A 24,232-nucleotide genomic window follows, 5' to 3' on the forward strand; every position below is an offset into this window, starting at 1 on the left:
AACTGCGTTCTTAATGATCAGTCTTTAACCGGACACGAGATAAATTGGTACGAGGATAAAAAGCGATCGCCAAATTTATAGTTATCGAATAATCGTTTCATTGCTGAACTAACCCGTTCAGTTTAGATATTTTCGGAATTCGCCAACGGTATCCGGATCTCGGTGGACACCCTAAAAGCGTAGAGATTGCCCGTATCAATCCCTCTGGTTCAATAGGTTTGGCAATATGCTGTTGAAAGCCTGCTTGTAGCGCTTGTTGGTGATTGAAATCTCCGGCGTAGGCAGTCAGAGCGATCGCGGGAATCTGTCCGCCCTGCTCTGGTGGTAAGGCTCTGATCTGCCGCATCAGCATATAGCCATCCATTTCCGGCATCCCGATGTCGCTCAGGAGAACATCGGGTTGGGATTGAGTTAAAACTGTAAATGCTTCAAGAGCGGAGGCAGATGCGATCACCCTTGCCCCTGCCTGTTCCAATAGAAAAGCAACAAAGTCTCGTGTATCCGTCTCATCATCCACCACTAAAACATGGATACCCTTCAAATCAAGAGATGGTTCTGACAATTGAGAATCTTGATTTAGAGTTGGCACAGATGGGATCAGTGGAAGCTTAACCGTGAATGTGGCTCCCATTCCTTCACCCTGGCTCTCTGCCTCAATAGTGCCACCGTGCAGCTCAACTAAGTGACGCACGATGGCCAGACCCAAACCCAGTCCACCAAACTGACGAGTGGTAGTGCTATCTGCTTGACGAAAATAATCAAACACATGAGGTAGAAATTCAGGAGAAATGCCCATGCCGCTGTCGCTAATGGTGATTTGAGCTTGATTGTCAGCCTTTTCTAATCGCACCTCAACCCGACCCCCAGGGGGTGTAAATTTAACGGTATTGGAGAGCAAGTTCCACATCACCTGCTGCAAGCGGGTTGAGTCACCAGAAACAAGTCCGACTTCAGAATCTAGCATGGTCTCTATCCGAATAGACTTGGCTTCTGTTGCAAGTCGCACAGTTTCGATCGCCGCTTTAATTGTTGATGCTAGATTAATCGGGCTGCTCGTGAGACTGAGCTTGCCCCGCAGAATCCGGGAAACATCCAGCAAATCTTCAATCAGTTCAGCTTGCAGTTTGGCATTGCGCTCAATGGTTGCCAGGGCTATCTTTGTCTTGGCCTCATCAAGAGAGCCGGTTTGCAGCAGCCTTGACCAACCTAAGATAGGGTTGAGGGGCGATCGCAATTCATGGGACAGCACCGCTAAAAATTCATCCTTAATCCGGTTTGCCGCTTGGGCTTCTTCTCGGGAGGCTTCTGCTGCCCACCGTGCTTGCTGTTCTGCTTTGTATAACTGGGCATTTTCCACGGCGACTGATGCCATCTGTGCTAATTGCACCAGGATGGCTTCATCGGCTTCAGTAAACTCACCCTCATATTTGTCTGAAAGCTGAATCAAGCCAATGTTTTGTCCATCTCGCCCTACAAGAGGGACAGCAAGCCAGCCTCGCATCGGAGGATGGTTTTCTGCCTCTTTGCCAAAGCCTCGCCATCGCGGATGTGCCTCTAGTTCGCTTTGAGTCATCCGCATCGGGCGATTCAGGTGACACACACAGGCATAGATGCCAGATCCATCGGGCTTTTTATCGTAATTCCGCCAAGCCGCATACTTATCAGACAAGTAGATGGCGGTAATTGCCTGTGCCCAATTCTCATCAATCGTCATGCTGGTGATAGACTGGTGAGTACCAATGATTGATGCCGCCTGATCGGTGATTACTTGCAACAGTTGTTCAACAGAAAGGGCAAAATTGATCGTCAGTGCTGCTGTGGTTAATCCCTGCAATTGTTTGACGTAGTGGCGTTCACGGGCTAGCAATTGTTCTCGTTCGAGTTCGGCAAGTTGGCGATCGCTTACATCCAATAAAACACCATGCCAGACAATATCCCCATTTTCTCGATACTCTGGACGAGCGTTTACCTGTACCCACTTGAGTTTGCCAGAGGGTGTAACTATTCGCCACTCGTAAGACAACGGTTTTAAAGTTTGAGCGCTCTGCTTGGCAGCGGCATAATATCCGGCACGGTCATCAATATGAATTTGTGCAAAGTAAAGAGAGGCATTTTTTAAAACTTCCTCTGGTGTTAACTCTAGCAGGTCTTGACAGCCAAAACTGACGTACTCAAAACCAGCAGAACTATCAGAATGCTGTACAAAGGTGTAAATCATTCCAGGTATATTAGACGCTAATGTTTGAAGTAACTTTTGGCTATGCTGTAATGCTGCTTGTGCCTGTTTAATATCACTAATATCTGTTCCCGAACCGATGACTCCCTGCACCACCCCCTGAGTATCCACAAAAGGTTCTACAATAGTTTTGTACCAACGGACTTCCCCTTGTTTGTTGACGATAGCTTGACAGGGATAAATTTGTCGTTGCCCAATCTGCATTACCTCTTGGTTATTAACAAGATGATGCTGCGTTTGTTCTAAGGCCACATTTGTCAAATCTTTTTCCTCCTTGCCAATGATTTCCTCTACCTTTACTCCATAGGCCATGGCTCCTGCTTGGTTAATGGTGACAAAACGACCTTGGGTATCCTTGACAAAAATACTATTAGGAACAACATCGAAGACTTGCCGCAGGAATATTCTTTGGCTTTCTAGTTCTGCTTGGGCTTGCTTACGCTCTGCTCGCACCTGTGCGTCCCGCATTTCTCGACGCACTGCCTCTGGCAATCGGTTTAAGTTGTCTTTCATCACATAGTCATGAGCGCCCGCTTTCATCATTTCCACAGCAGATACTTCGCCGATAATGCCAGAAATGAGAATGAAAGGAATATCTTTTTGACTCTGCTTGACTATTTCTAAAGCCGCAGGCGCATTAAATCCAGGTAATCGATAATCTGAAAGGATGACATCCCAGCTGCAGCGATTGAGGGCTACGCTTAGTTCTTGGGCTGTTTGGACACGCTCCCAGATGGGGTTGAAACCACCGCGATGTAGTTCACGGAGAACTAACATAGCATCAGCCTCTGAATCTTCCACAATCAGCACGTTCAATGGTTGACTCATACTTAACAAGCTCTTTGGTAACTTTTGAGTATCCCCCAACTAACATTTTCAGGACTTATGCAACTGGCACAGCGTAGGCGTAGCCCAACCTAGGCATCGCTAAAAACAAACCAGGGGAGTTAAAAATTGACGAGCTAGACAGCGAAGAGGTTATAGACCTATTTGCTCATGACTTAGCCCGTATGATTAAGAAATGTTCACTTCTGATGGGAGTAGGGCAATATTTTGGTCAGACAAAATGATTACGATACTCACACTTGTTAATCAAATAATTTAATATCTATGTTAGTCAAAATATCTAGCTATTGAAGAAATTGTGTTTTTGACACACTCATCTCTAAAGACACTGAGATACTGTGGACAGAGTAAAATGAATATTGCTAAGAGATGAAGCTCAGGAGTGGCGTTCAAATGGCTGGCTCATCTTCTGACTGCGCTCAAGGGAGAGATAGTCTTTTGTTAGATACCCCGCTCAGTTAACTTAACTTGATAATGCTTCCAGTGTAGATCAATGGGTTAATCAGGAGTTCGGCTATTGTAGAATATAGGTTTAGAGTCAACCCGGCTTTCTGCATTAGTGTACCTATTGAAGGTGGTTGAACTATGATTACAATTCCGGGTTATCAAATTCAGAAAAAAATCCACGAAAGTGCTAATTCATATGTCTATCGGGGAATTCGTAAACGGGATTCTTTGCCTGTAATCTTCAAGATTTTGAAGAAAGAATACCCCACACCAGAGGAAATGACCCGATATAAACTCGAATACGAAATTACCCACAGCTTGTCACTGGAAGGTGTGATCAAATGTTACGATTTGCAGCAATATCAAAGTAATTTAATTATCATCATGGAGGATTTTGGAGCGAAGTCTTTAGCAAAGATCATAGCTAAAAGCAGGTTTATGTTAACAGATTTTCTCAAGTTAGCTATTCAAATAGCTAAAAGTTTAAATGAGATTCATAGCGCCAAAATAATTCATAAGGATATTAATCCATCCAATATTGTTTTTAATCCAAAAACACAACAACTTAAAATTATTGATTTTGGTATTTCAACTGCCCTATCGCGGGAGACCTTAACTCTCAAAAGTCCAACAGTATTAGAGGGAACCCTGGCTTACATATCTCCAGAGCAAACAGGCAGGATGAACCGTTCTCTGGACTATCGAACTGATTTTTACTCTTTGGGTGCGACCTTCTATCAATTGTTAACTCATCGACTGCCATTTGAATCCAGCGATCCCCTAGAGTTAATTCATCATCATCTGGCTCTAGAAGCGATTCCACCTCATGTTATCGATCCAGAAATTCCTATGATGGTTTCAGAAATTATCCTGAAATTGTTAGCTAAAACAGCGGAGGAGCGGTATCAAAGTGCTGGGGGAATTATAAATGATTTAGAACAATGTCTGATTCAGTTACAACAAACGGGACGAATAGAGTCTTTTACCTTAGCACAACAAGATATTTCCGATCAGTTTTATATCCCTGAAAAACTTTATGGTAGAAAAAAGGAGGTTGAGACCTTATTAGCAGCGTTTGACAGAGTAGCAGGTAAAGATGACGCAAAGATGGGGAGATGCAAAAACCTAGAGAGTGAAAATGTCCCTGTGTCTTCCTCCCAAGTCGAGATGATGCTCGTTGCTGGGTATTCTGGTATTGGCAAGTCAGTATTGGTGCAGGAAATTTATAAGCCGATTACACAACAACGGGGCTATTTTGTTTCGGGCAAATTTGACCAGTATCAGCGTGATATCCCTTACTTTGCGATCGCCCAAGCCTTGGAATCGCTAATCAAACAATTATTGACTGAAGATGAAGCACGGTTGAGTCAGTGGCGAGAAAAGCTCTTAGTGGCGCTGGGATCTAACAGTCTAGTGATAACTCAAGTAATTCCAGCATTGGAATTGATTGTGGGAAATCAACCAGATGTACCTGTTCTGCCGCCGACAGAAGCCCAAAATCGCTTTAATCAAGTCTTTCAAAATTTCATTCGCGTCTTTACTCAGTCAGAACATCCCCTCGTCATCTTTTTGGATGATCTTCAGTGGGCAGATAATGCTTCGCTGAAGCTGATTCAACTGTTAGCTACCACCACCGAAAAACAATCGTTGTTGTTGATTGGGGCATACCGGGATAATGAAGTAAATGCCGCTCATCCCCTGATCCAAACGGTGGATGAAATCCGGCAGAGTGGAGGAGTGGTAAACCAACTTTCTCTGGCAGCATTGAACTTACCTGATATCAATCAGCTGATTGCCGATACATTGCACTGCCAACCAGAGGATACCCTGCTCTTAGCCGAACTGGTGCAACTAAAAACTGGTGGTAATCCCTTTTTCATGAATGAATTTTTGAAATCTCTCTACACCGAAGGGCTACTGAAATTTGAGCGCCAAACCAAAAAATGGCAATGGTCGATAGAGCAAATTCAGAATCAGGGCATTACCGATAATGTGGTCGATTTAATGGCCAGCAAGATTCAGAAGCTCAACCCTAAGACGCAGCAAGTGTTGAGGCTATCTGCCTGCATTGGCAACTCTTTTAATCTAGAAACGCTAGCTTATGCCGCTGAACTATCGCTTCGAGAAACCGCCCAGATTTTGGGAGTGGCGATCGCCCAAGGGTTGATTTTGCCCATGAGCAATGCCCACAAATCAGTGGTGTTCAATGTACCACTGCCTGGCAGACCGACAATTGAATATAAATTTGTTCACGATCGCATTCAACAAGCCGCCTATTCTCTCCTTCCGAAAGCCGAGCAAATCAAGACTCATTGGCAAGTGGGACAGTGTTTGTGGCATATCACTGCCCCCGAACAGCTAGAATACAAAATTTTTGATATCACCAACCAACTGAACCTGGGCAGAAAACTGATAAAAACTCAATCCGAGCAGGATAATTTGTCTCGGTTAAACTTCATGGCAGGGGAAAAAGCCAAGGCATCAGCTGCTTATGAAGCTGCCTGGCGATATTTGCAAACTGGTTTGGATCTGCTGACAACAGATAGCTGGCAAACTAACTATGATTTTACCCTTACCCTGTATAGTGCCACGGCAGAAGCGGCCTATCTTAGCGGTAATTTCGAGCAAGTAGAGCCACTGTGCCAACAAGTACTTGATCATGCCAAAACCCTACTAGCCAGCTTAAAAGTCTACGATGTCAAGATTCAGACTTATGTTGCTCAAAGCAAATTGCTAGAGGCGATTGAGATTGGTTTACACTTACTAGAAAAATTAGGAGTTCATCTCCCCAACCAGCCAACTTTTGAGGATGTGCAACAAGCAATCTCGGCAACTGCCTCAAAATTAGCAAACAGAGCCATTGAAGATTTGGTTGACCTGCCAATCATGTCTGAGCCAGAGGTGCTGGCGGCAATGCAGCTGTTGACAAGTATGTGTGCATCAGCTTATTTGGCAGTACCTCCCCTATTTCTGCTGACTGTACTCAAGATGGTGGATTTGCTGGTTGAGTACGGAAATATGATGTTGGCTCCCTTTGCCTATGCCGCCTATGGGATTATTCTCTGTGGAGTTGTATTTGAGATTGATGCAGGCTATCAATTTGGTCAACTGGCGTTAGTTCTGCTGGAGCGCTTAGATGCCAAACCCATTCAAGCCAGAACCTTATTCCCGGTTAGCGACCAGATTAATGTTTGGAAAACACACTTGAGAGAAAGTCTTAAGCCACTCCAGGATTGCTATCAAGTTGGGATTGAGCAGGGCGATTTCGAGTTTGCTGGCTACGCTGCCATGCATTTCTGTAGTTATGCATTTGCAGTAGGTCAACCCCTGTCTGAACTACAACTTCATTTGACCAGTTATGCCCAGGCAGTGAAACAAATCCAGCATTCAGCTGGCATTCATTTCATAGATATTTGCTGGCAAACTGTTTTGAACTTGATTCAGAAGGTTCCTGCACCTGGTATTTTATCGGGTCAAGCTTATGATGAAGCAACTCGGCTACCCCAGATGCAACAAACCAATTTTCACGGAGGTTTGTTCTATTGTTACCTGAATAAATTATTTCTGTGTTACCTGTTTGACGATGCAAAGGGGGCGATTACAAATGCTGTTCTCGCACAAGAATATATGCGTGCCATGACCGGATCGGCGTTGGTTGCTATGTTTCGGTTCTACGATTCTCTAGCCCGACTGGCGGTGTATGCAGAGACAGATCCCTCAAAACAGTCAGAGTTGCTGCAACAGGTAGCAGAAAATCAGGAAAAAATGCAAAATTGGGCGCACCATGCCCCGATGAATTATCTACACAAGTGGCACTTGGTAGAAGCAGAACGGTATCGGGTGTTGGGTGAGGTAGCGGCAGCAATGGATGCCTACGATCGCGCGATCGCCTTGGCAAGAGAAAACGAATACCTCCAGGAAGAAGCTCTAGCCAACGAATTAGCAGCAAAGTTTCATTTGGCAAAAAACCGGATGACAATCGCCAAAGCCTATCTGCAAGAGGCGAGGTATGGTTATTTAAGGTGGGGGGCAATGGCTAAAGTTCAGGATTTGCAAAGACGCTATCCCCAACTGCTAGAACTGCGGTCACCAATGACTAGCACAGGTAAGGTTGACACTAGACAATCCGCTGCAACTAAGTTAGAAGCACTTGATCTAGAAACGGTGTTGAAAGCATCCCAGGCAATCGCCAGTGAAATTGTGTTAGATAAACTCCTGGCAAAACTGATGACCATCTTAATTGAGAATGCCGGGGCGCAAACAGGGTACTTAATTTTGCCAACACAAGACGAATGGCGGATTGAGGCGATTGGGTCGATTGGTGATCAGAAAATAGCCGTTTTGCAATCAATTCCCCTGGACTTAATCTCAACAGATGGCACTACTTACTTGCCAACTGCCCTGATTAATTATGTGGCTCGCACTCAAGAAAGCATCATCCTCGACAATGCTGCTCAATCAGGCAACTTTCAATCTGACCCTTGGATTGTGCAGCACCAATCGAAATCAATTCTTTGTGCGCCCCTGTTGAACCAGGGAAAACTGACTGGAATCGTCTTTTTAGAAAACAATCTCACCACTAATGCATTTACGCCAGAGCGAATTGAAATCCTGCATTTACTTTCTACTCAGGCAGCTATTTCTATTGACAATGCTCGTCTATTAAAGCATCAGGCAGAACTGAATGCATCTTTAAGGGCTGAAATTACCGATCGCCAAAGGGCAGAAAAAGACCGCGATCGCATGATCGCCATCATAGAAGCATCCACTGATTATATTGGCATGTGTACTCCTGAAGGCAATATTTTCTGGAATAATGCTCAAGCCAAGAAACTGTCAGGTATACCGCTGGATGCAGACCTCTCTAACGTGATTATCTCCAAATGCCATCCCCAATGGGCATTAGAAATTGTCCAAAATCAAGGAATTCCGGCAGCTATACAAGATGGTATCTGGGTTGGTGAAACTGCTTTGTTGAGCAGTGATGGCAGAGAAATACCGGTTTCTCAAATGATCATTGCTCACAAAGCAAGGGATGGCAGTGTGGAATATGTTTCTACTATTATGCGGGATATCAGCACCCTCAAAGCGGTAGAGGCAGAAGTCCTACAACTTAATGCAGAATTGGAAGAACGGGTGATCCAGCGGACTGCCCAATTACAAGCTGCTAACAAAGCATTGGAGACTTTTTCCTACTCTGTTTCTCATGATTTGCGGGCACCTTTAAGGGCGATTGATGGCTTTTCGAGAATGATCCAAGAAGACTACAGTAAGCAGCTTGATGCCGAAGCCAATCGTTACTTAAAAGTTGTCCGGGATAATGCCAAACGCATGGGTGAGTTGATTGATGATTTGTTGAATTTATCCCGTTTGGATAGGAAGGAAATGTCCAAGCAGCCTGTGTTAGTTAATGAGTTGATTCAACAGGTGCTGCGTGATTTGACCCCAGAATGGTCTGGTCGTCAGATTGAATTTGCGATCGCTAATTTACCCATCTGTCAAGCTGACCTTTCCCTGTTAACACAAGTCTGGATTAACCTGTTATCAAATGCAATCAAGTACACCCGCTACAAATCCGTTGCCCATATTGAAGTGGGTTATGAGGTTATGGATGGTGAAGGAGTGTACTTTGTCAGAGATAATGGGTCAGGATTTGATATGCAGTATGCCAATAATCTGTTTGGAGTTTTCCAACGTCTGCACCGCGAACAAGAATTTGAAGGTACAGGTATTGGACTAGCGATCGTTCAACGGATTATTCAACGTCACGGTGGGCGCATTTGGGCCCAAGCAGCGGTCGATCAAGGCGCAACTTTTTATTTCACCCTTCCCAATATAATAACCAATGACTGACCAACCCATTGATCAGCCCACTGATACATCTTTTGAGCAACCGATTTCTATTGTGTTAGTTGAAGATAATCCTGCTGATGCAGAACTAGCTATGCGAGCATTACGTCGCGGCAGAATTGGAAATCACGTCCAATGGCTCCAAGATGGAGCAGAAGCCCTCGATTTTCTCTTTTGTCGCGGAAACTATGCCCACCGTACCATGACGAATCAACCCAAAGTCATTTTGCTGGATTTGAAACTGCCAAAGGTGAATGGATTGGAAGTTTTACGGCAACTTAAGTCTGACCCACGCACTCAAACCATTCCAGTTGTGGTGCTGACCTCTTCTGCCGAAGATCGTGATGTGATCGAGAGTTACCAACTGGGGGTGAATAGCTACATCGTCAAACCTGTCGATTTTGAACAATTCAACCATGCAGTCCAGCAGCTTGGGTTTTATTGGGTCTTGTTTAACCGACTACCGATTGACAAAATTTACTAACCGCTCAACCAAACCTACTCAAACTTACTCAAAGTTTGAAAGCCTAGTCATTAGTAGTGGATCAACCACCACAGGGTTAAACGGTAAACCCATTAATGTTAGAGACTTCATATTATTATTATTTTTACTTAAAAATATTTAAAGATCAGCAAAAATGGTTAAATCTCAAATTACTGTTTTTGCTAACTTAATCATCTAATTCTAAAGGCTTAATCTTTATTTTTTTGACAATTTGCAAAAGTTTACTTAAGCTAAAAGATGGGGCTAGTAAATTGGATCAAGTCTCATCGCCCACTTTGAAAATTTGTGAATCTGAAATAGGCGATCGCTTGACGACAAGCCAATCTTTATTTGTTTAACCAAACTCTCATGTCCCCAGCACCAGAAATTGCCGTTGAGTTTCGGGATGTCAGCTTCCAGATCAATCGCCGTCCCCTGTTATCCCACTTGAATCTCACCATCTACCAAGGGGAAGCCCTCGTCTTACTAGGACGCAGTGGTAGCGGCAAAACCACCACCTTAAAATTAATCAATCACCTCCTCACACCCACTCAAGGGCAAGTTTTAGTCAACAATCGCCCTACGACTGATTGGGATGCCATTCAACTGCGGCGGCGCATCGGCTACGTGATCCAGGACATAGGCTTGTTTCCCCACATTAGCGTCGGCGAAAATGTTGGACTTGTCCCCTCTTTAGAAAAGTGGACACAACAGCGGATTGAAGCGCGAGTCTATGAAATGTTACACTTAGTTGATTTAGATCCGGAAACATTTGCCCACCGTTATCCAAATCAACTATCTGGCGGTCAGCGTCAGCGGGTGGGTGTGGCTAGGGCATTAGCTGCCGACCCGCCCATATTATTGATGGATGAGCCTTTTGGGGCACTCGACCCCATCACTCGCCTAGAATTACAACAACAGTTCCACCACTTGCAAAGGCAACTGGGAAAAACAGTTATCTTTGTCACCCACGACATTCAAGAAGCTTTCTTCCTAGCTACTCGAATTGGGTTGATGTATGAAGGAAATTTAGTCGTTCTCGGAACGAAGGCAGAATTCCTCCAATCTCAACATCCAGAGGCCAAGGCTTTTATAGCTTGTTTAAATGCTTGGGAAAAAAGCGCGTGAACTACCCACACTTTACCGTCAGGTCAGTGTGGGCTTCCAACTTCACGGAAGATTGCCGCATCTTGGATTTGCGTCCTCGAATTGGTCTTACATCTATATACATATTATAGTAACTTAATGCCAGAAATATTTGCCTTTCCTCATACATCAGATAATGTTGGTATGCTCGCTCTTCGGCACGTAGTGCGGAATCACCAATTTTTCTGATAAAATGGCGAGTATCTTGACCAGCAATGCCCCAAGCGAAAACTAAGCTAACTAGGTAAGTGTTGCAAGAAAAAGATTTGGGTCTTAGAAGGACTTCTGCCTTTGGAGGGAATGTCAGACCAATAGAACTACGGAGTCCTAGAGGCTATTCCCGATGAATTGGAAAGCCCCGTCCGTCTATAGGTTGGGGTAGTTCACTTTAAGGATTTAACCTTGTTTTTAATCCAATACGCCCCAGAAATCCTTCTCCGCACCGGGGAACATTTAGTATTAGTGGCGATCGCCATGCTAGTGGCCATCTCCATCGGCATTCCTCTAGGCATTGTCATCACTCGTCAACCAAAACTCGCCCAACCCATTCTCGGTTTAGCTAATGCCCTGCAAACCATTCCCAGTTTAGCTATCTTTGGCTTTCTCATCTCTGTGCCATTTCTGGGAGGAATTGGCAAAATTCCTGCCATTGTCGCCTTGACTCTCTATGCTTTACTTCCCCTAATTCGTAATACCTATATCGGCATTAATACCGTCGATCCAGCAATTCGAGAAGCAGGAAGGGGAATGGGAATGACAGACTGGCAATTGCTATTTCAGGTAGAAATTCCCCTAGCCTCAGGGGTGATTTTGGCAGGAGTCAGGGTAGCAACAGTTATCTCTGTGGGAATTGCCACTATTGCAGCGGCTATTGGTGGCGGTGGGTTGGGGGTATTTATTTTTCGGGGCATTTCTACGGTTAATAATCAATTAATTCTAGCCGGAGCCATACCCGCCGCTTTTATCGCCTTAGGGGCAGATTTGGGCTTGGGATGGGTAGAAAAACGGTTGACACTGCAAAGAGACAAAAAGGGAAAAGTTAATCGTCAACTTGCAATTTCTTTAGGCATATTAACCTTACTAATTGTGGGATTAATAGCCTTTACATTTCGGCAAACAGCGCCAAGAATTGTTATCGGCTCAAAAAATTTCACAGAACAATATATATTAGGAGAATTACTAGCTCAACAAATTGAATTTCACACTAAATTAAAAGTTGATCGCCGCTTCAATTTAGGGGGAACTTTTATCTGTCATGAAGCTGTGAAAACAGGTCAAATTGCAGGCTATGTGGAATACACAGGAACGGCGTTTACAGCAGTCTTGAAACAGCAATCTATCAGTAACCCTCAAATAGTATATCAACAAGTCAAACAAGACTACGAACAGAAATTTAACTTACAAGTCATGCAGCCTTTAGGATTTAACAACACCTTTGCGATGATTATTCGGGGTGAAGATGCTAAACGTTTGCAGATTAAAACCCTTTCCGAAGCAGCTAAATATACTCCTCAAATGCAAGCAGGATTTGGATATGAATTTCTAGAACGAGCAGATGGTTATCCAGGGTTAGCAAAGACTTATGGCTTAAAATTTGCCAAATCTCCCCGACAAATGGAGTTAGGATTGATGTATCAAGCCTTAAAGGAAAAGAAAGTAGATTTGATAGCAGCCAATTCTACAGATGGCTTAATTCCTGTTCTAAATTTAGTCATTTTAGCAGATGACAAGAAATATTTCCCACCTTATGAAGCTGTCCCTATCTTTAATCAAGGAATTCTGAAAAAATATCCAGAGTTAGGGGAAGCAATTAATCAATTAGCTGGTTTAATTTCCACTGAAGAAATCCAAAAAATGAATTATCAAGTTGATAATCAATCTCGTCCAGTTGAAGATGTGGTGCGTGAGTGGCTTAAGTCTAAATCTTAACTATGAAAAATTCCCAACATCTCTAATAAGTTGGGAGTCTGAAAGAGCATTAAACTCTTAGTATTTAACTAATAAGATGTATGATATGTTAGACCAGAAAGTACGGTACATTTTTTGGTTTTCGGTGCGTTAGGTCAGCCGTAACACACCCTACAATAAAGATTCCCGACTTCTTAAAGAAGTCGGGAATCTAGTTTTTTATAGTTACCACCATTTTGTCCCTGGTTCGCCCTTAAATGGCCCGACAATATCAGAAGTAATCCATCCCCCATAGAAATCGCCAGTTTGAGCTAAAACTAGCTCATCATTCACATAGCAAGCATCCATTAAACTTGCATAAAAACTATAGTATTCTTGAATTGAAACAAAATCAGCAGTTGGTTGAATATATCGCCAAGCCGCATAATTGATATATTTATCACCCACCGATACATCATAGTATTGACATACACCTTTCCATTCACACCAAGTTTTTTTGGGTGTGGCTATTAAATATTCTAATTTAATGTCTTCAGCAGGAATATAATATCCAGGAGGATGACTAGTTTCTAAAACTCTTTTAGCTTTGTTAGTTTCTGCTAAAACAATACCATTAAAAATTATCTTTAAATGTTTATTAGTATCTTCTAAACGAGCCGGACGGGGATAATCCCAAACTGATTCTTGACCTGGTTGTGGGGGGATAGGATTTGGTTGCATAGCCATAAAATGTTCAGTCTAAATTAGTATCGATAGGATGCATTTTACCATGAACATATTTATCCTATCTGACGCACGCTAAAACAGTCTTTGAATGAGAGAGTTGTATAATTTCTATTTGAGATTTGCCTTATGCTTGTGAAAAAATTCTAGCACAGGTTGAGCTTTTTCTGAGTGTTGAAAACTCGCATAAGAATAGCGATATAAACCTCTACAAATTAAACCTAACCTTGTTGAAAAATCAACTACTGATGGGATATCAATCATCACATCATCTACAGGTGCAATATCTCCTCTTTGGCAATAAGCAGCATAGCTAATTCGCGGTTCTGGAGCGCGTTTACTACTGCGACTACCCCAGTGAAAGACATACTGATTCCAACAAGAAAGAATCCCCGCTTTTGTCGGTAAGGCTCGAATATCTTCCAATGCAAATTGATTTGCTGGTGTTTTCAAATCTGTAATAGCATCAGCATATTGAGGATCTCGGTTTAAGGGTAGTATATACATACATGAATTCAAGGGAGTAGCATCAGTAATAGTAATCCAAATAGTAAGCACTGTAGGCATACCGTTAGTATCTATAGTATTTGCATACTCTGCATCACGATGAGGTTCAAATCCCTTGCCTGTATCAACAGCATCTATATAGTAAACCCAGAAATTCGGAACTAGCTTATAATTTGAGCCAAGAATTCCCGACAAAGTTGAGTCAAAGTAGCCAAATGCTTGATAAAAAACATCATAGACGAGGGCAAACATTGGAGGTAAGCCAGCTTTTCTTACCTGATTAATACACTCGTTCATTTCCTGAAGCGTAGCAATAGGAATTAACGGATTTGTTTGAAAATAGCCTTCTTCTCGCAGTTGTAAAGCATACTTATCTAGTATTTTATCATCAGTTTTAGGAAGGGTTGAAAAATCCGCAAAGGGATGATCAGAAATAGTGGAATTTGGGTTAAGATTCAGCCAATAATTAATATCTTCTAGCTGGGGGAGAACTGAAATTAAATCTTCTAATGGGATGGCTTTTCTTAAAATTGTATCTTCTGTCATGATTGTTCCTTTGATTGTTTGCTGATATTAGTATGATGCAGCAGTTGGATTCTTTCCTGTTGCACCAAAGGAAAGCCTTAAATTAAAATTGGAGCTTTTGTCATTAATTGTTGGCTGTTTGTCTGCTCGGTTTATAGCTTTCTAGGTCGGCTTCTAGTTGTATAGACAAAAAATCGATGCCCTCTTTCTCCAAGACTTCTAGTATTGCTAGATTTAATTTCTTTTCTGCATCAAAGTAAAGATTGTCATCATTAACAAAAGCCATAATTTCAATCACGCGGGCATTCTGTTCTATTTTTTTGAAGCGCACTGTACAAGATGGCGAAAAACCAGAAATATGTTTTGGTAGTTCTTGAATATTATCGCAAATTCTGGCAGTTTGTTGTGCAGAAATTCCGTCAATACTGAGAATTAAATTCAGTCCCCATTTTAACTCTTTACCAGGATTTTGTGACCAATTTTCTACAATTCCAGAAATCATGCGAGAGTTGGGCATTTTCAGAATAGAACCCCATTTAGCTAGATGCAGTGTTGTAGTTCTAAATCCAATACTTTGGATTTGCACAAACCCATCTACTCCTGATATTCCTACCCAGTCACCTTCTTTATAGAGATTATCAGAGTAGATAATTAGAGTACAAAACCAGTCATAAACAATATCTTTGAGCAGCAGCCCTATAGTGATACCAGCACCACCTAATAAACCAACAAGGGCAGCGGCTGATTGTCCTAAAAATATTTCACTTACCTTAATTGTGATGACGATAATTGCTGCCGATTGAAATATTTTCGGCATCAATGGTCTGAGCAATTCATCAAGCTCAGTGTCTGTATGCAGCAACATGTTAGCAATTATCTGCCCCAAGATTGAAGAGGCGCGATATACAACATAAGCTACTATGAAAACAACGATTAAGTTGAGAATTTTAGTGATTGTTTCGCTTAATTGCAGCCCAATATTTTCTGCCAAAATCTCCTTGACTAGCCACAGTCCACCGATGAGAATCATCCAGCTTAAGGATGGTTTGATAATTGTGATCAACTCATCGTCGAGTTTAGTTTCGGTTTTGCTAGTGAAGCCCTCAATGGTTTTGATGATTCCGGCAACAAGAAACCGCCTTAAAGCCTGTGTCAGCGTCAGTATAAGAATAATAACAAGGATTTTGGCGATGGGGATGCCGGAGTAATTGATATTCTTCAGCGTGTTCCAAACTGCTTCCATAGTGGAGTAAGATGTAGTTAAGTTAATTGGAAAAGTTATTGAGCTTGGCAAAGAATTAACCCAAACCACTGTTGGGAATCAGTCCAAGTTTTCACGGTTTTAAGTCCTTGGGCTGCAAGTTGTTTTTGCATAGTTGCTAAATCGAACTTACGAGAAATTTCGGTGAGAATGCTTTCTCCTGCTTGAAAAGAAACTTTTTAAATTGAGAATGTCTAGGGATACGCAATGGCTTTCTTGGCAATGGAGATACATTTCAATTTGGGTATCAGCTTGATTATAAATTGCTTGATGGGTAAATAAATTGAGATCGAAATTGCCTTGAAAACGCCAATTTAAATGAGAGAGCATATTCAAATTAAAAGCAGCGGTTACTTGTTGACTGTCATTATAGGCTGCTTCTAAAATTGCTGTTGGTTTTTGTAAATCAATGCCGAATAGAAAGTAATCTCCTGGTTTTAAAGTGTGAGCAATTTGGCTTAAAAATTTATCACACTCTTGTAAGGAAAAATTCCCCATAGAACTTCCCAAGAAAAACAGCATCCGTGATTGCAAATAGTTAGATTCTAGGTGAGTTAAGGCTTGTTCATAAGTTCCTAGTAATCCATGAATTGAGAAATCAGGATATTTTTTTTGTAGCTGGAGGACGCTGGTTTTGAGAATTCCCCCACTGACATCAATGGGTAAATATCTACAGGAATCGGCAATTTTTTGATATGCGTCTAATAAAAGGCGAGTTTTGGTAGAACTACCACTACCTAATTCTACTAGTTCAGAGCAACCCGTTATTTGAGCAATTTCATCAGCGTATTGGCTCAAAATCCAGGCTTCTGTGCGTGTGGGGTAATATTCGGGTAACTCACAGATTTGTTCAAATAGTTCAGAACCATGATCATCATAAAAATATTTGGCGGGTAACTTCTTTGGTGTTTGGGTTAGTCCTTGAATAACATCTGCACCATCATTGTTTAAATCTTGATAGTGATCATCAAGAATTGTCAAAGGTTTAATGAGCATTTTTTAATTCCTTCTATTGTTTGATCTTGGAAAATCCTGACTCTTTAATTTTATGGAGCGACTCTGGGCGTAAAAGACTGTAAATTACACAGGACTCAAATCCTGAACAGTTCTAAAACCGACGTGCTGATAAAAGTAGGGACGAAACCAGTTACGATAGGACGGTAATGCCATTGAACCGTTAGTAGCCCAAGAACCACCGAGCATCATTTGATGTCTGCTATCAAAAAAGGGTGCTGATTGGTCTTTGTAGAGTGGATGGGGTTGAAATCCTGGTAGGGGGTTAAAGGTGTCTGCTAGCCATTCCCAGACATTCCCGCGCAGGTCATAAAGACCGGAAGTGCTGTTAGCTGGTTTGAACATTCCTACTGGACTGGGGGAAATGAATTGTAAGTTGAGATTGTGGTTAGTTGATAAGTGGCTTCCCTCGGATGTGAGTAAGGCTTGATTCCATTCGGCTTCGGTCATCAAGCGTGTTTCTCTACCTTTCCAAGTGCAAAATGCGATCGCTTCGTAGTAGTTGACTTCTACAGGCCAGTCTAGGGGTAAGTCCATTTCATCGAATGTAGCTCGATAGCGGTAGCCATCTGGGATGGGTAGCCAAAATTTGGGATATTGGACGTTGTAGAGTTGTTTCCATGCCCAAGATTCAGCATTCCAGTAGTCTGGATTGTTGTAGCCATCTTGCTGCACAAATTCTAGAAATTCTTCGTTAGTGACTAGACACTGACTAGCTAAAAACGGTTTAACTTCAACTTGGCGATCGCCATATTCACTATCCCAGCCGTAAGTAAGATCATCCTTGGGTTTTCCCAGACTCACCACACCACCTGGAATCGCCCGCTTTTGATTTTTGGGAATGTCACCATTGCTAGGTGCGTAATTCCATCCTTGGGGGCGTTTGAGGCGATCGACAGGCAATTGACGCAGCAGCATGGAAGAGGTTTCAAAGTGAATGCGACTGTGTTCTATTCCCATCAGCAAAGCCCAGAAAGGATGCTGTTGATCAATAGGGAGATGTAGGCAAGTGTTTTGAATAACTGCTGTGATTGCCTCCCGTGCCTTGTCTCGATATTGCCAAACTTCTTCTACATCAGGCCAGTTAACTCCTTGGATAGCTGCATCAAGTTCTGTCGGCGTTTCTGGATCAACTCCAATTTCAAATAGGGTTTCGTATTGTGAATTAATCCGCTCTTTTATTAAACCAACGCTTATTAACTTGTTGATGTAAAAAACAGATGTGTGACCAAGATAAAAAATTAGACGGTTTCTTAAAGGATCAGGGTTGAGATAGAAAGTTTCTTCCCCGACCAAACTTTTCATGAGTATTTCTTCAAGTTCCCATGAATTTTCAAAGTAGTTGAGCAGGCTTTGGGGACTACAATGATCCAGTGAGGGGGCTTGATCGCATCTCAGTTTATTTATTGTTGTAACTATACCCATGACATTAATTGAATGTTGTACCCAGAGTAATCATGCACTTTCTTTATTTATACCTTTAACTGCCACGTCTCGCTGATATTTTGCAATATTTAACCAAATTTCTCAAAATTTGGCATTTTAAGCACAACAAAATTAAGATAAGAATTGTATGGCAAATAGCAATCATCTGGTGAAAATATGGTTTTGGTCAAGAGTTTTGAATAAAAGTTAAAAAACTGTTTGAATGACGCCCAAAAATGGACAAGCCATGCATATCTGATTTGAAACAGATTAATGATTTACAGCTATTTTCAGGTAAATGAACCACACAAGAGAAACTCTTTCCCCGTGTAGAGTCCAAGCATGACTTGTCTCTACAGTGGTCTAATTAACCGAAAACTGCTGTATCCCTCTTGTGCCACTTTGAGCTAATGTAATAGCTGAAAGGTTTACGGGGCTTTAGTTTTCGCCTTTTGGCTATGAATTTTCTTTTCTAAAAAAAAATAAAGCTCCAAACATTGATTAAATCATAGTTGCAAAATCTCGCTTCGATTTTTGTGTTCCGAGAGTGACAAAAGAGCGATATGAACCTCTCCCGTTATAGCTGCAAGGATATAACGGGAGCTTCTACCTTGCGGATAGAAGTTCCCCCTTAACAAGTTGTCTATCGACTAAGCTTGGGCAGCCAGGTGGTTTCCCTTACAGGTTTGTACAATAAGCTCTCGGAATTGCACAAACAAACCTAAAACTTCTGTAATTTAAATTACAAAGGTTTAATTTATTAATGTTAAATATTTGGCATTAAAATTATTTTTTTTATTTAATAATATTTAAAGAAAGCAAAAATAGTTACATTTTGAAATTTCTTTTTTTGCTAACTAACTAATTCTAAAGGCTTAACCTTTATTTTTTGACAATTCACAAAAGTTTACTTAAGCTAAAAGATAGGGCTAGTAAATCAAACAATCAACAGTAATTTTGTTCAGCCACATCAAAAATTGCTGTTGCAGACTATTGGCATGAGGAAAAAAATGAACCAAAATCATTCACTATAAATTGCAGCAAGTTCGCCCCATTTAGTCACCAAAAGCTGACACTTGCTGAATTGAGTCACAACGCGCAGATATTGAACAGAATCTAGTTTGGTGTGAATGCTAGTAGTGATATTAGCGGGGTTATATCGATTATTGAATTCCTGTCTAGGAGTAGTAAAAATGTCTAGGAGAAAGCCATGCAGAGTCTTTTTACGTCGTTAAACGACCACAATTTACCTTACCCAGATACCCTTCATCCCATCGTTGTCCACTTCGTAATTGCGATGGTGTTGTTTGCATTTTTCTGCGATTTAATAGGCTATTTCACTGGCAGAACTCAGCTTTTTGAAGTGGGTTGGTGGAATATGTGTGTGGCGACACTCGCCGTTTTTGTTGCCGTTATTTTCGGTCAATTTGAAGCGGGTTTAGCAGAACCTTACGACTTAGCAAAAGCAGTACTAAATCAACATACTCTGATTGGTTGGTCGCTTTCGGGAATTCTCGCGGCGATTACAGCTTGGCGCTATGTACTTCGTACCCGCAACCCACACCAATTACCAATTCACTATATGGCAGCGGGTTTCGTTTTAACCCTAATCGTCAGTATGCAAGTATATCTCGGCGATCAACTTGTATGGGTGTATGGACTGCATACCGTGCCAGTTGTGGAAGCAATTAAGGACGGTCTTTTGCCATGAATTCAGAACTAATTGATCAATTGAGTAGCCAACTAGGCGCTAATGGACTGCCTTACACTATTCCCATTCATCCCAACTTAGTCCATTTGACTTTGGGTTTGTTTATTATTGGGATTCTCTTCGATATTGTTGGTGTTCTTTTCCCCTTGGACAAATGGGTTTTCAAGTTTCTGGCAATTTCTGTTGAACGGGTCTATTTCTTTGAAGTTGGCTGGTACAACATGTTAGCCGCATCCATCATTACATTTTTCACGGTGGCGGCTGGTTTTTATGAAATGTTGCTGGCTACTCCACCAGCTGATGTTAAGAGTGCCTGGGGATTTCAGGCAATGGAAACCATGATTTGGCATGGTGTAATCGGCGTTTTCTTATTAGCAGTGATTGTTGGTATGACTGTCTGGAGAGGATGGCAGCGCTTTGTATGGAGTCGGGACATCAGCAACCAAGTAGATAGACAAGTGCAGTGGAGTTATCTGCTTGTAGGGGTGACTGTGATGTTGGTTATGTACATTCACGGCACACTAGGAGCGCAATTAGCAGCTGAGTTTGGCGTCCACAACACAGCAGATAGTTTGCTGCGATTGGGCAAAGATATCAATACAAATCTCAGGTAATGGGTAATGGGTAATGGGTAATGGGTAAGAGTTTTTTCCTTTTTCCCAATCACCTTTTTCCCAATCACCTCTTCACCAATTACCAACGACTACTATGACACTCCGAAAGACTTTAAATATTGCCACCTTGATTGTAGGTGCGATCGCCATCTCTGGTCTTAGCTACTGGATTGGCCAGCAGGCTTATTCCTGGCTTCCCCCCCAAGCAGCAGCTGAATCTGTACTAATTGATGATTTGCTGAGTTTCTTAGTCACCTTAGGTGCCTTCATCTTTCTAGGAGTGACAGCTACTCTCACCTATTCCCTGATTTTCCATCGCGCGGCTGAAGATGACCTCAGCGACGGCCCCCCAATTGAAGGTAATATCACCCTAGAAGTTGTCTGGACAGCCATTCCCATCATGTTAGTGCTGTGGATTGCTAGCTATAGCTATCAAGTCTATGACCAAATGGGAATTCAAGGGCCAGCGGAACATCTCCATGTTCATAATCCCATAGCCACACAAACAGCATTAGCAGCCTCCAAAGAGGCAGCTGTAAGCGAACCTGTAGAAAAAATTGACGTACTGGCTAAACAGTGGGCTTGGGTTTTCCACTACCCAGAGAGCAACGTTACCAGTACAGAATTGCATCTCCCAAGCGATCGCAGAGTGCGTTTAGCCCTGCAATCAGCAGACGTACTGCACGGCTTCTACATCCCCGCATTCCGCCTCAAACAAGACATAATTCCCAATCAAACGATTGATTTTGAATTCACACCCATCCGCCCCGGTCAATATCACCTCACCGACTCCCAATATAGCGGCACCTATTTTGCCACCATGCAAGCGGATGTGGTTGTCCAATCACCTGAAGATTACCAGCAGTGGTTAGCAAAAGCTGCAACCCAAAAGCTAACTCCCGCAAACAATCAAGCAGCTGCTGAATATGCCCAAGCAGCCAGCCAGAAAGTAAAAACAGGTTGGGTAACAGTTCCACCTGCCGCACCTACCCTGGTCAACCAATTTTAGATTTTGGACTGCCGATTTTAGATTTTGGAATAAAAAAATCCAAAATCCAAAATTCAAAATCTAAAATTGACTACCTCTTTTTTCGCCAATCTAAAATCAGTAACCCAAAATCCAAAATTCGATGACTAATATTCCTATTGAAAGCCTGAGTATTGATGGTGAAAAACCCCACCATGCACCTCCAAACAACTGGAAAGACTACTTCGGCTTTAGCATTGACCACAAAGTAATTGGTATCCAATACCTCGTTACCTCATTCCTCTTCTTTCTCATCGGCGGTATGTTCGCGATGGTGATTCGGGGAGAACTGATTACCCCCGAATCCGACTTAATAGACCGTACCGTTTATAACGGAATGTTCACCATGCACGGCACCATCATGCTGTTTTTGTGGACATTTCCCTCATTAGTTGGTTTAGCTAACTATCTAGTACCCTTAATGATTGGGGCGCGAGATATGGCATTTCCCCGCTTAAATGCCGTCGCCTTTTGGATGGTGCCGGTAGTGGGAATTTTGTTAATGGGTAGCTTCTTAGTACCTGGTGGCCCAGCCCAAGCAGGTTGGTGGTCTTATCCACCAGTAAGCTTACAAAACCCCACAGGTAACTTGATTAATGGTCAAGTTCTCTGGCTATTAGCGGTGGCAATCTCCGGCGTGTCCTCAATTATGGGGGCAGTCAACTTTGTGACGACAATCGTCAAAATGCGTGCCCCAGGCATGGGTTTCTTCAAAATGCCCCTATTTGTTTGGGCAGTATTTAGCGCTCAAATAATTCAACTTTTCGGACTACCGGCGCTGACAGCTGGCGCAGTCATGTTACTCCTTGATTTAACCGCCGGTACTGGCTTTTTTGATCCCTCCAAGGGAGGAAATCCAGTAATGTTCCAGCATTACTTTTGGTTCTACTCCCACCCCGCCGTTTATGTGATTATCCTGCCCATCTTCGGCATATTCTCAGAAATATTCCCGGTTTACTCCCGCAAACCCCTATTTGGCTACAAAGTCGTTGCCATTTCATCCATGTTGATTGCCGTAGTCAGCGGCATTGTTTGGGTACACCACATGTATGTTAGCGGCACTCCTGGCTGGATGCGGTTGATTTTCATGCTGACAACAATGTTTGTCTCAGTTCCCACAGGCATTAAAGTATTTGCTTGGGTGGCGACTATCTGGGGCGGAAAACTGCGACTAGATACCCCCATGTTATTCGCTTTGGGTGGTTTAGTAATGTTCGTCTTCGCCGGTATCACAGGAATTATGCTTTCATCTGTGCCGGTTGACGTTCACGTTAACAACACCTACTTCGTAGTTGGACACTTCCACTATGTCCTTTACGGTACCGTGACCATGGGCTTATATGCAGCCATCTATCACTGGTTCCCCAAAATGACAGGGCGGATGTATTTAGAAGGCTGGGGAAAAATGCATTTTTGGTTAGCATTCATCGGCACAAACCTCAACTTTTTGCCCATGCATCCCTTAGGCTTACAAGGGATGTTACGCCGAGTTTCTTCCTACGCTCCAGAATACGCATTTTGGAATATCATCGCTAGCATCGGCGGCTTCCTTTTGGGGATGTCAACTTTGCCCTTCATTTTCAATATGGTGATTTCTTGGATGCAAGGAGAGAAAGCACCTAGTAACCCTTGGCGGGCAATTGGTTTGGAATGGTTAGTTTCTTCTCCACCCCCTGTAGAGAACTTTGAAGAAATCCCCATCATTCTCAGCGAACCCTACGGCTATGGTAAATCTGAACCCTTAACAGCCAACCTTGAAAGTCACTCATAAAGAAATGTTCTCTGCGTACCCTCTGCGCTTCTCTTAGCGTGACTTTGCGTTTCAAAACAAGGAAAATTCCCCCAATGGACAGTTCTCTAATTCCCGATGAATTACATCATGCAAGTGGTGAACATGAACATGATGAAGAAGGCAATAAAATGTTTGGCTTCATCGTCTTCCTACTTTCTGAAAGCGTGATTTTCCTCAGCTTCTTCGCTGGATATATCATCTACAAAACCACAACTCCTAACTGGCTGCCGGCTGGTGTTTCAGGATTAGAAATTAAAGAACCGGCAATCAACACAGTTATTCTTGTCGCCAGTAGCTTTGTGATTTATTTAGCAGAACGGGAACTACAACGCCACAATTTAAAGGGGTTTCGTCTGTATCTGTTGGCAACAATGGCGATGGGCAGCTACTTTTTACTTGGGCAGATGATTGAATGGAGTCATCTAGAATTTGGCTTCACTTCTGGGACATTCGGTGGAATGTTTTATCTGTTAACAGGATTTCACGGTTTGCACGTTCTCACCGGTGTGTTGTTGCAGTTAATGATTTTGGTGCGTTCTTTCATTCCCGGTAATTACGAAACAAGCCACTACGGCGTTAATGCAACTTCGTTGTTTTGGCACTTTGTTGATGTCATTTGGATTGTTTTGTTTCTCCTCATCTACGTTTGGCAGTAAGTGTTTTAGGGTGGGCAATGCCCACCTTAAGATTTATTTTTTTATTGATATTAAATAATA

At 42.5% G+C, this 24,232-nt stretch carries 14 protein-coding genes and 1 pseudogene; 9 read left to right on the top strand and 6 right to left on the bottom strand.

Features of this window, described 5'->3' with window-relative positions:
• Positions 1-97: 97 nt before the first annotated feature.
• Positions 98-3,064, bottom strand: coding sequence for a response regulator (locus H6G32_RS20680; RefSeq protein ID WP_190461656.1), 2,967 nt, complete (start codon positions 3,062-3,064; stop codon positions 98-100).
• Positions 3,065-3,667: 603 nt separating this feature from the next.
• On the opposite strand from H6G32_RS20680, the gene H6G32_RS20685 reads away from it, so the two are divergent.
• The 4 genes from H6G32_RS20685 to H6G32_RS20700 all read left to right on the top strand — a co-directional run bounded on the left by H6G32_RS20685 (position 3,668) and on the right by H6G32_RS20700 (position 12,938).
• Positions 3,668-9,382 carry an AAA family ATPase gene (locus H6G32_RS20685; RefSeq protein WP_190461658.1) on the top strand — a complete coding sequence of 1,905 codons (5,715 nt, stop codon included), beginning with the start codon at positions 3,668-3,670 and terminating at the stop codon, positions 9,380-9,382.
• Positions 9,375-9,863 (top strand): response regulator, encoded by a 489-nt coding sequence (locus H6G32_RS20690; protein WP_190461660.1) that lies wholly within the window; start codon positions 9,375-9,377, stop codon positions 9,861-9,863. The genes H6G32_RS20685 and H6G32_RS20690 overlap by 8 nt, the downstream gene beginning before the upstream one ends.
• A 369-nt stretch (positions 9,864-10,232) precedes the next feature.
• Positions 10,233-10,991: an ATP-binding cassette domain-containing protein gene (locus tag H6G32_RS20695; protein ID WP_190461662.1), complete on the top strand. Its 759-nt coding sequence runs from the start codon at positions 10,233-10,235 to the stop codon at positions 10,989-10,991.
• A gap of 420 nt (positions 10,992-11,411) precedes the next feature.
• Positions 11,412-12,938, top strand: a complete 1,527-nt coding sequence (locus H6G32_RS20700; protein ID WP_190461664.1) for a glycine betaine ABC transporter substrate-binding protein — start codon at positions 11,412-11,414, stop codon at positions 12,936-12,938.
• Positions 12,939-13,142: 204 nt separating this feature from the next.
• Here H6G32_RS20700 and H6G32_RS20705 read toward each other — a convergent pair whose 3' ends face one another.
• The 5 genes and pseudogenes from H6G32_RS20705 to ovoA form a co-directional block, all read right to left on the bottom strand.
• Positions 13,143-13,637: a DUF427 domain-containing protein gene (locus tag H6G32_RS20705; RefSeq protein WP_190461691.1), complete on the bottom strand. Its 495-nt coding sequence runs from the start codon at positions 13,635-13,637 to the stop codon at positions 13,143-13,145.
• Positions 13,638-13,751: 114 nt separating this feature from the next.
• Entirely contained in the window at positions 13,752-14,693 is a 942-nt protein-coding gene (locus H6G32_RS20710; RefSeq protein ID WP_190461666.1) for a phytanoyl-CoA dioxygenase family protein, read from the bottom strand.
• Positions 14,694-14,796: 103 nt separating this feature from the next.
• Positions 14,797-15,915 (bottom strand): mechanosensitive ion channel family protein, encoded by a 1,119-nt coding sequence (locus H6G32_RS20715; RefSeq protein ID WP_190461668.1) that lies wholly within the window; start codon positions 15,913-15,915, stop codon positions 14,797-14,799.
• Between the two features lie 35 nt (positions 15,916-15,950).
• A pseudogene (egtD, locus tag H6G32_RS20720) lies at positions 15,951-16,929 on the bottom strand (L-histidine N(alpha)-methyltransferase).
• Between the two features lie 84 nt (positions 16,930-17,013).
• Entirely contained in the window at positions 17,014-18,372 is a 1,359-nt protein-coding gene (gene ovoA / locus H6G32_RS20725; RefSeq protein ID WP_190461669.1) for a 5-histidylcysteine sulfoxide synthase, read from the bottom strand.
• 1,210 nt (positions 18,373-19,582) lie between these two features.
• Here ovoA and H6G32_RS20730 point away from each other — a divergent pair.
• The 5 genes from H6G32_RS20730 to H6G32_RS20750 all read left to right on the top strand — a co-directional run bounded on the left by H6G32_RS20730 (position 19,583) and on the right by H6G32_RS20750 (position 24,172).
• Entirely contained in the window at positions 19,583-20,083 is a 501-nt protein-coding gene (locus H6G32_RS20730) for a DUF2231 domain-containing protein (protein ID WP_190461671.1), read from the top strand.
• Positions 20,080-20,697: a DUF2231 domain-containing protein gene (locus H6G32_RS20735; RefSeq protein ID WP_190461673.1), complete on the top strand. Its 618-nt coding sequence runs from the start codon at positions 20,080-20,082 to the stop codon at positions 20,695-20,697. Before H6G32_RS20730 ends, H6G32_RS20735 begins: the two co-directional genes overlap by 4 nt.
• A 94-nt stretch (positions 20,698-20,791) precedes the next feature.
• Positions 20,792-21,706, top strand: a complete 915-nt coding sequence (locus H6G32_RS20740) for a cytochrome c oxidase subunit II (RefSeq protein ID WP_190461675.1) — start codon at positions 20,792-20,794, stop codon at positions 21,704-21,706.
• A 121-nt stretch (positions 21,707-21,827) separates the two neighbouring features.
• The gene (gene ctaD / locus H6G32_RS20745; RefSeq protein ID WP_190461677.1) at positions 21,828-23,495 is read left to right on the top strand and encodes a cytochrome c oxidase subunit I; all 1,668 of its coding nucleotides are present in this window, start codon (positions 21,828-21,830) and stop codon (positions 23,493-23,495) included.
• Between the two features lie 74 nt (positions 23,496-23,569).
• Positions 23,570-24,172: a cytochrome c oxidase subunit 3 gene (locus H6G32_RS20750; protein ID WP_190461679.1), complete on the top strand. Its 603-nt coding sequence runs from the start codon at positions 23,570-23,572 to the stop codon at positions 24,170-24,172.
• Positions 24,173-24,232 lie beyond the last annotated feature (60 nt).

Origin of the sequence: Cylindrospermum sp. FACHB-282 (assembly GCF_014697195.1) — a bacterium.
Taxonomy (GTDB): domain Bacteria; phylum Cyanobacteriota; class Cyanobacteriia; order Cyanobacteriales; family Nostocaceae; genus Cylindrospermum.

What these genes read in the sequence shown, in the direction of transcription:
- H6G32_RS20680 (WP_190461656.1), bottom strand. Translation starts at nt 3,064, where the DNA reads ATGAGTCAACCATTGAACGTGCTGATTGTGGAAGATTCAGAGGCTGAT.
- H6G32_RS20685 (WP_190461658.1), top strand. Translation starts at nt 3,668, where the DNA reads ATGATTACAATTCCGGGTTATCAAATTCAGAAAAAAATCCACGAAAGT.
- H6G32_RS20690 (WP_190461660.1), top strand. Translation starts at nt 9,375, where the DNA reads ATGACTGACCAACCCATTGATCAGCCCACTGATACATCTTTTGAGCAA.
- H6G32_RS20695 (WP_190461662.1), top strand. Translation starts at nt 10,233, where the DNA reads ATGTCCCCAGCACCAGAAATTGCCGTTGAGTTTCGGGATGTCAGCTTC.
- H6G32_RS20705 (WP_190461691.1), bottom strand. Translation starts at nt 13,637, where the DNA reads ATGCAACCAAATCCTATCCCCCCACAACCAGGTCAAGAATCAGTTTGG.
- H6G32_RS20710 (WP_190461666.1), bottom strand. Translation starts at nt 14,693, where the DNA reads ATGACAGAAGATACAATTTTAAGAAAAGCCATCCCATTAGAAGATTTA.
- H6G32_RS20715 (WP_190461668.1), bottom strand. Translation starts at nt 15,915, where the DNA reads ATGGAAGCAGTTTGGAACACGCTGAAGAATATCAATTACTCCGGCATC.
- ovoA (WP_190461669.1), bottom strand. Translation starts at nt 18,372, where the DNA reads ATGGGTATAGTTACAACAATAAATAAACTGAGATGCGATCAAGCCCCC.
- H6G32_RS20730 (WP_190461671.1), top strand. Translation starts at nt 19,583, where the DNA reads ATGCAGAGTCTTTTTACGTCGTTAAACGACCACAATTTACCTTACCCA.
- H6G32_RS20735 (WP_190461673.1), top strand. Translation starts at nt 20,080, where the DNA reads ATGAATTCAGAACTAATTGATCAATTGAGTAGCCAACTAGGCGCTAAT.
- H6G32_RS20740 (WP_190461675.1), top strand. Translation starts at nt 20,792, where the DNA reads ATGACACTCCGAAAGACTTTAAATATTGCCACCTTGATTGTAGGTGCG.
- ctaD (WP_190461677.1), top strand. Translation starts at nt 21,828, where the DNA reads ATGACTAATATTCCTATTGAAAGCCTGAGTATTGATGGTGAAAAACCC.
- H6G32_RS20750 (WP_190461679.1), top strand. Translation starts at nt 23,570, where the DNA reads ATGGACAGTTCTCTAATTCCCGATGAATTACATCATGCAAGTGGTGAA.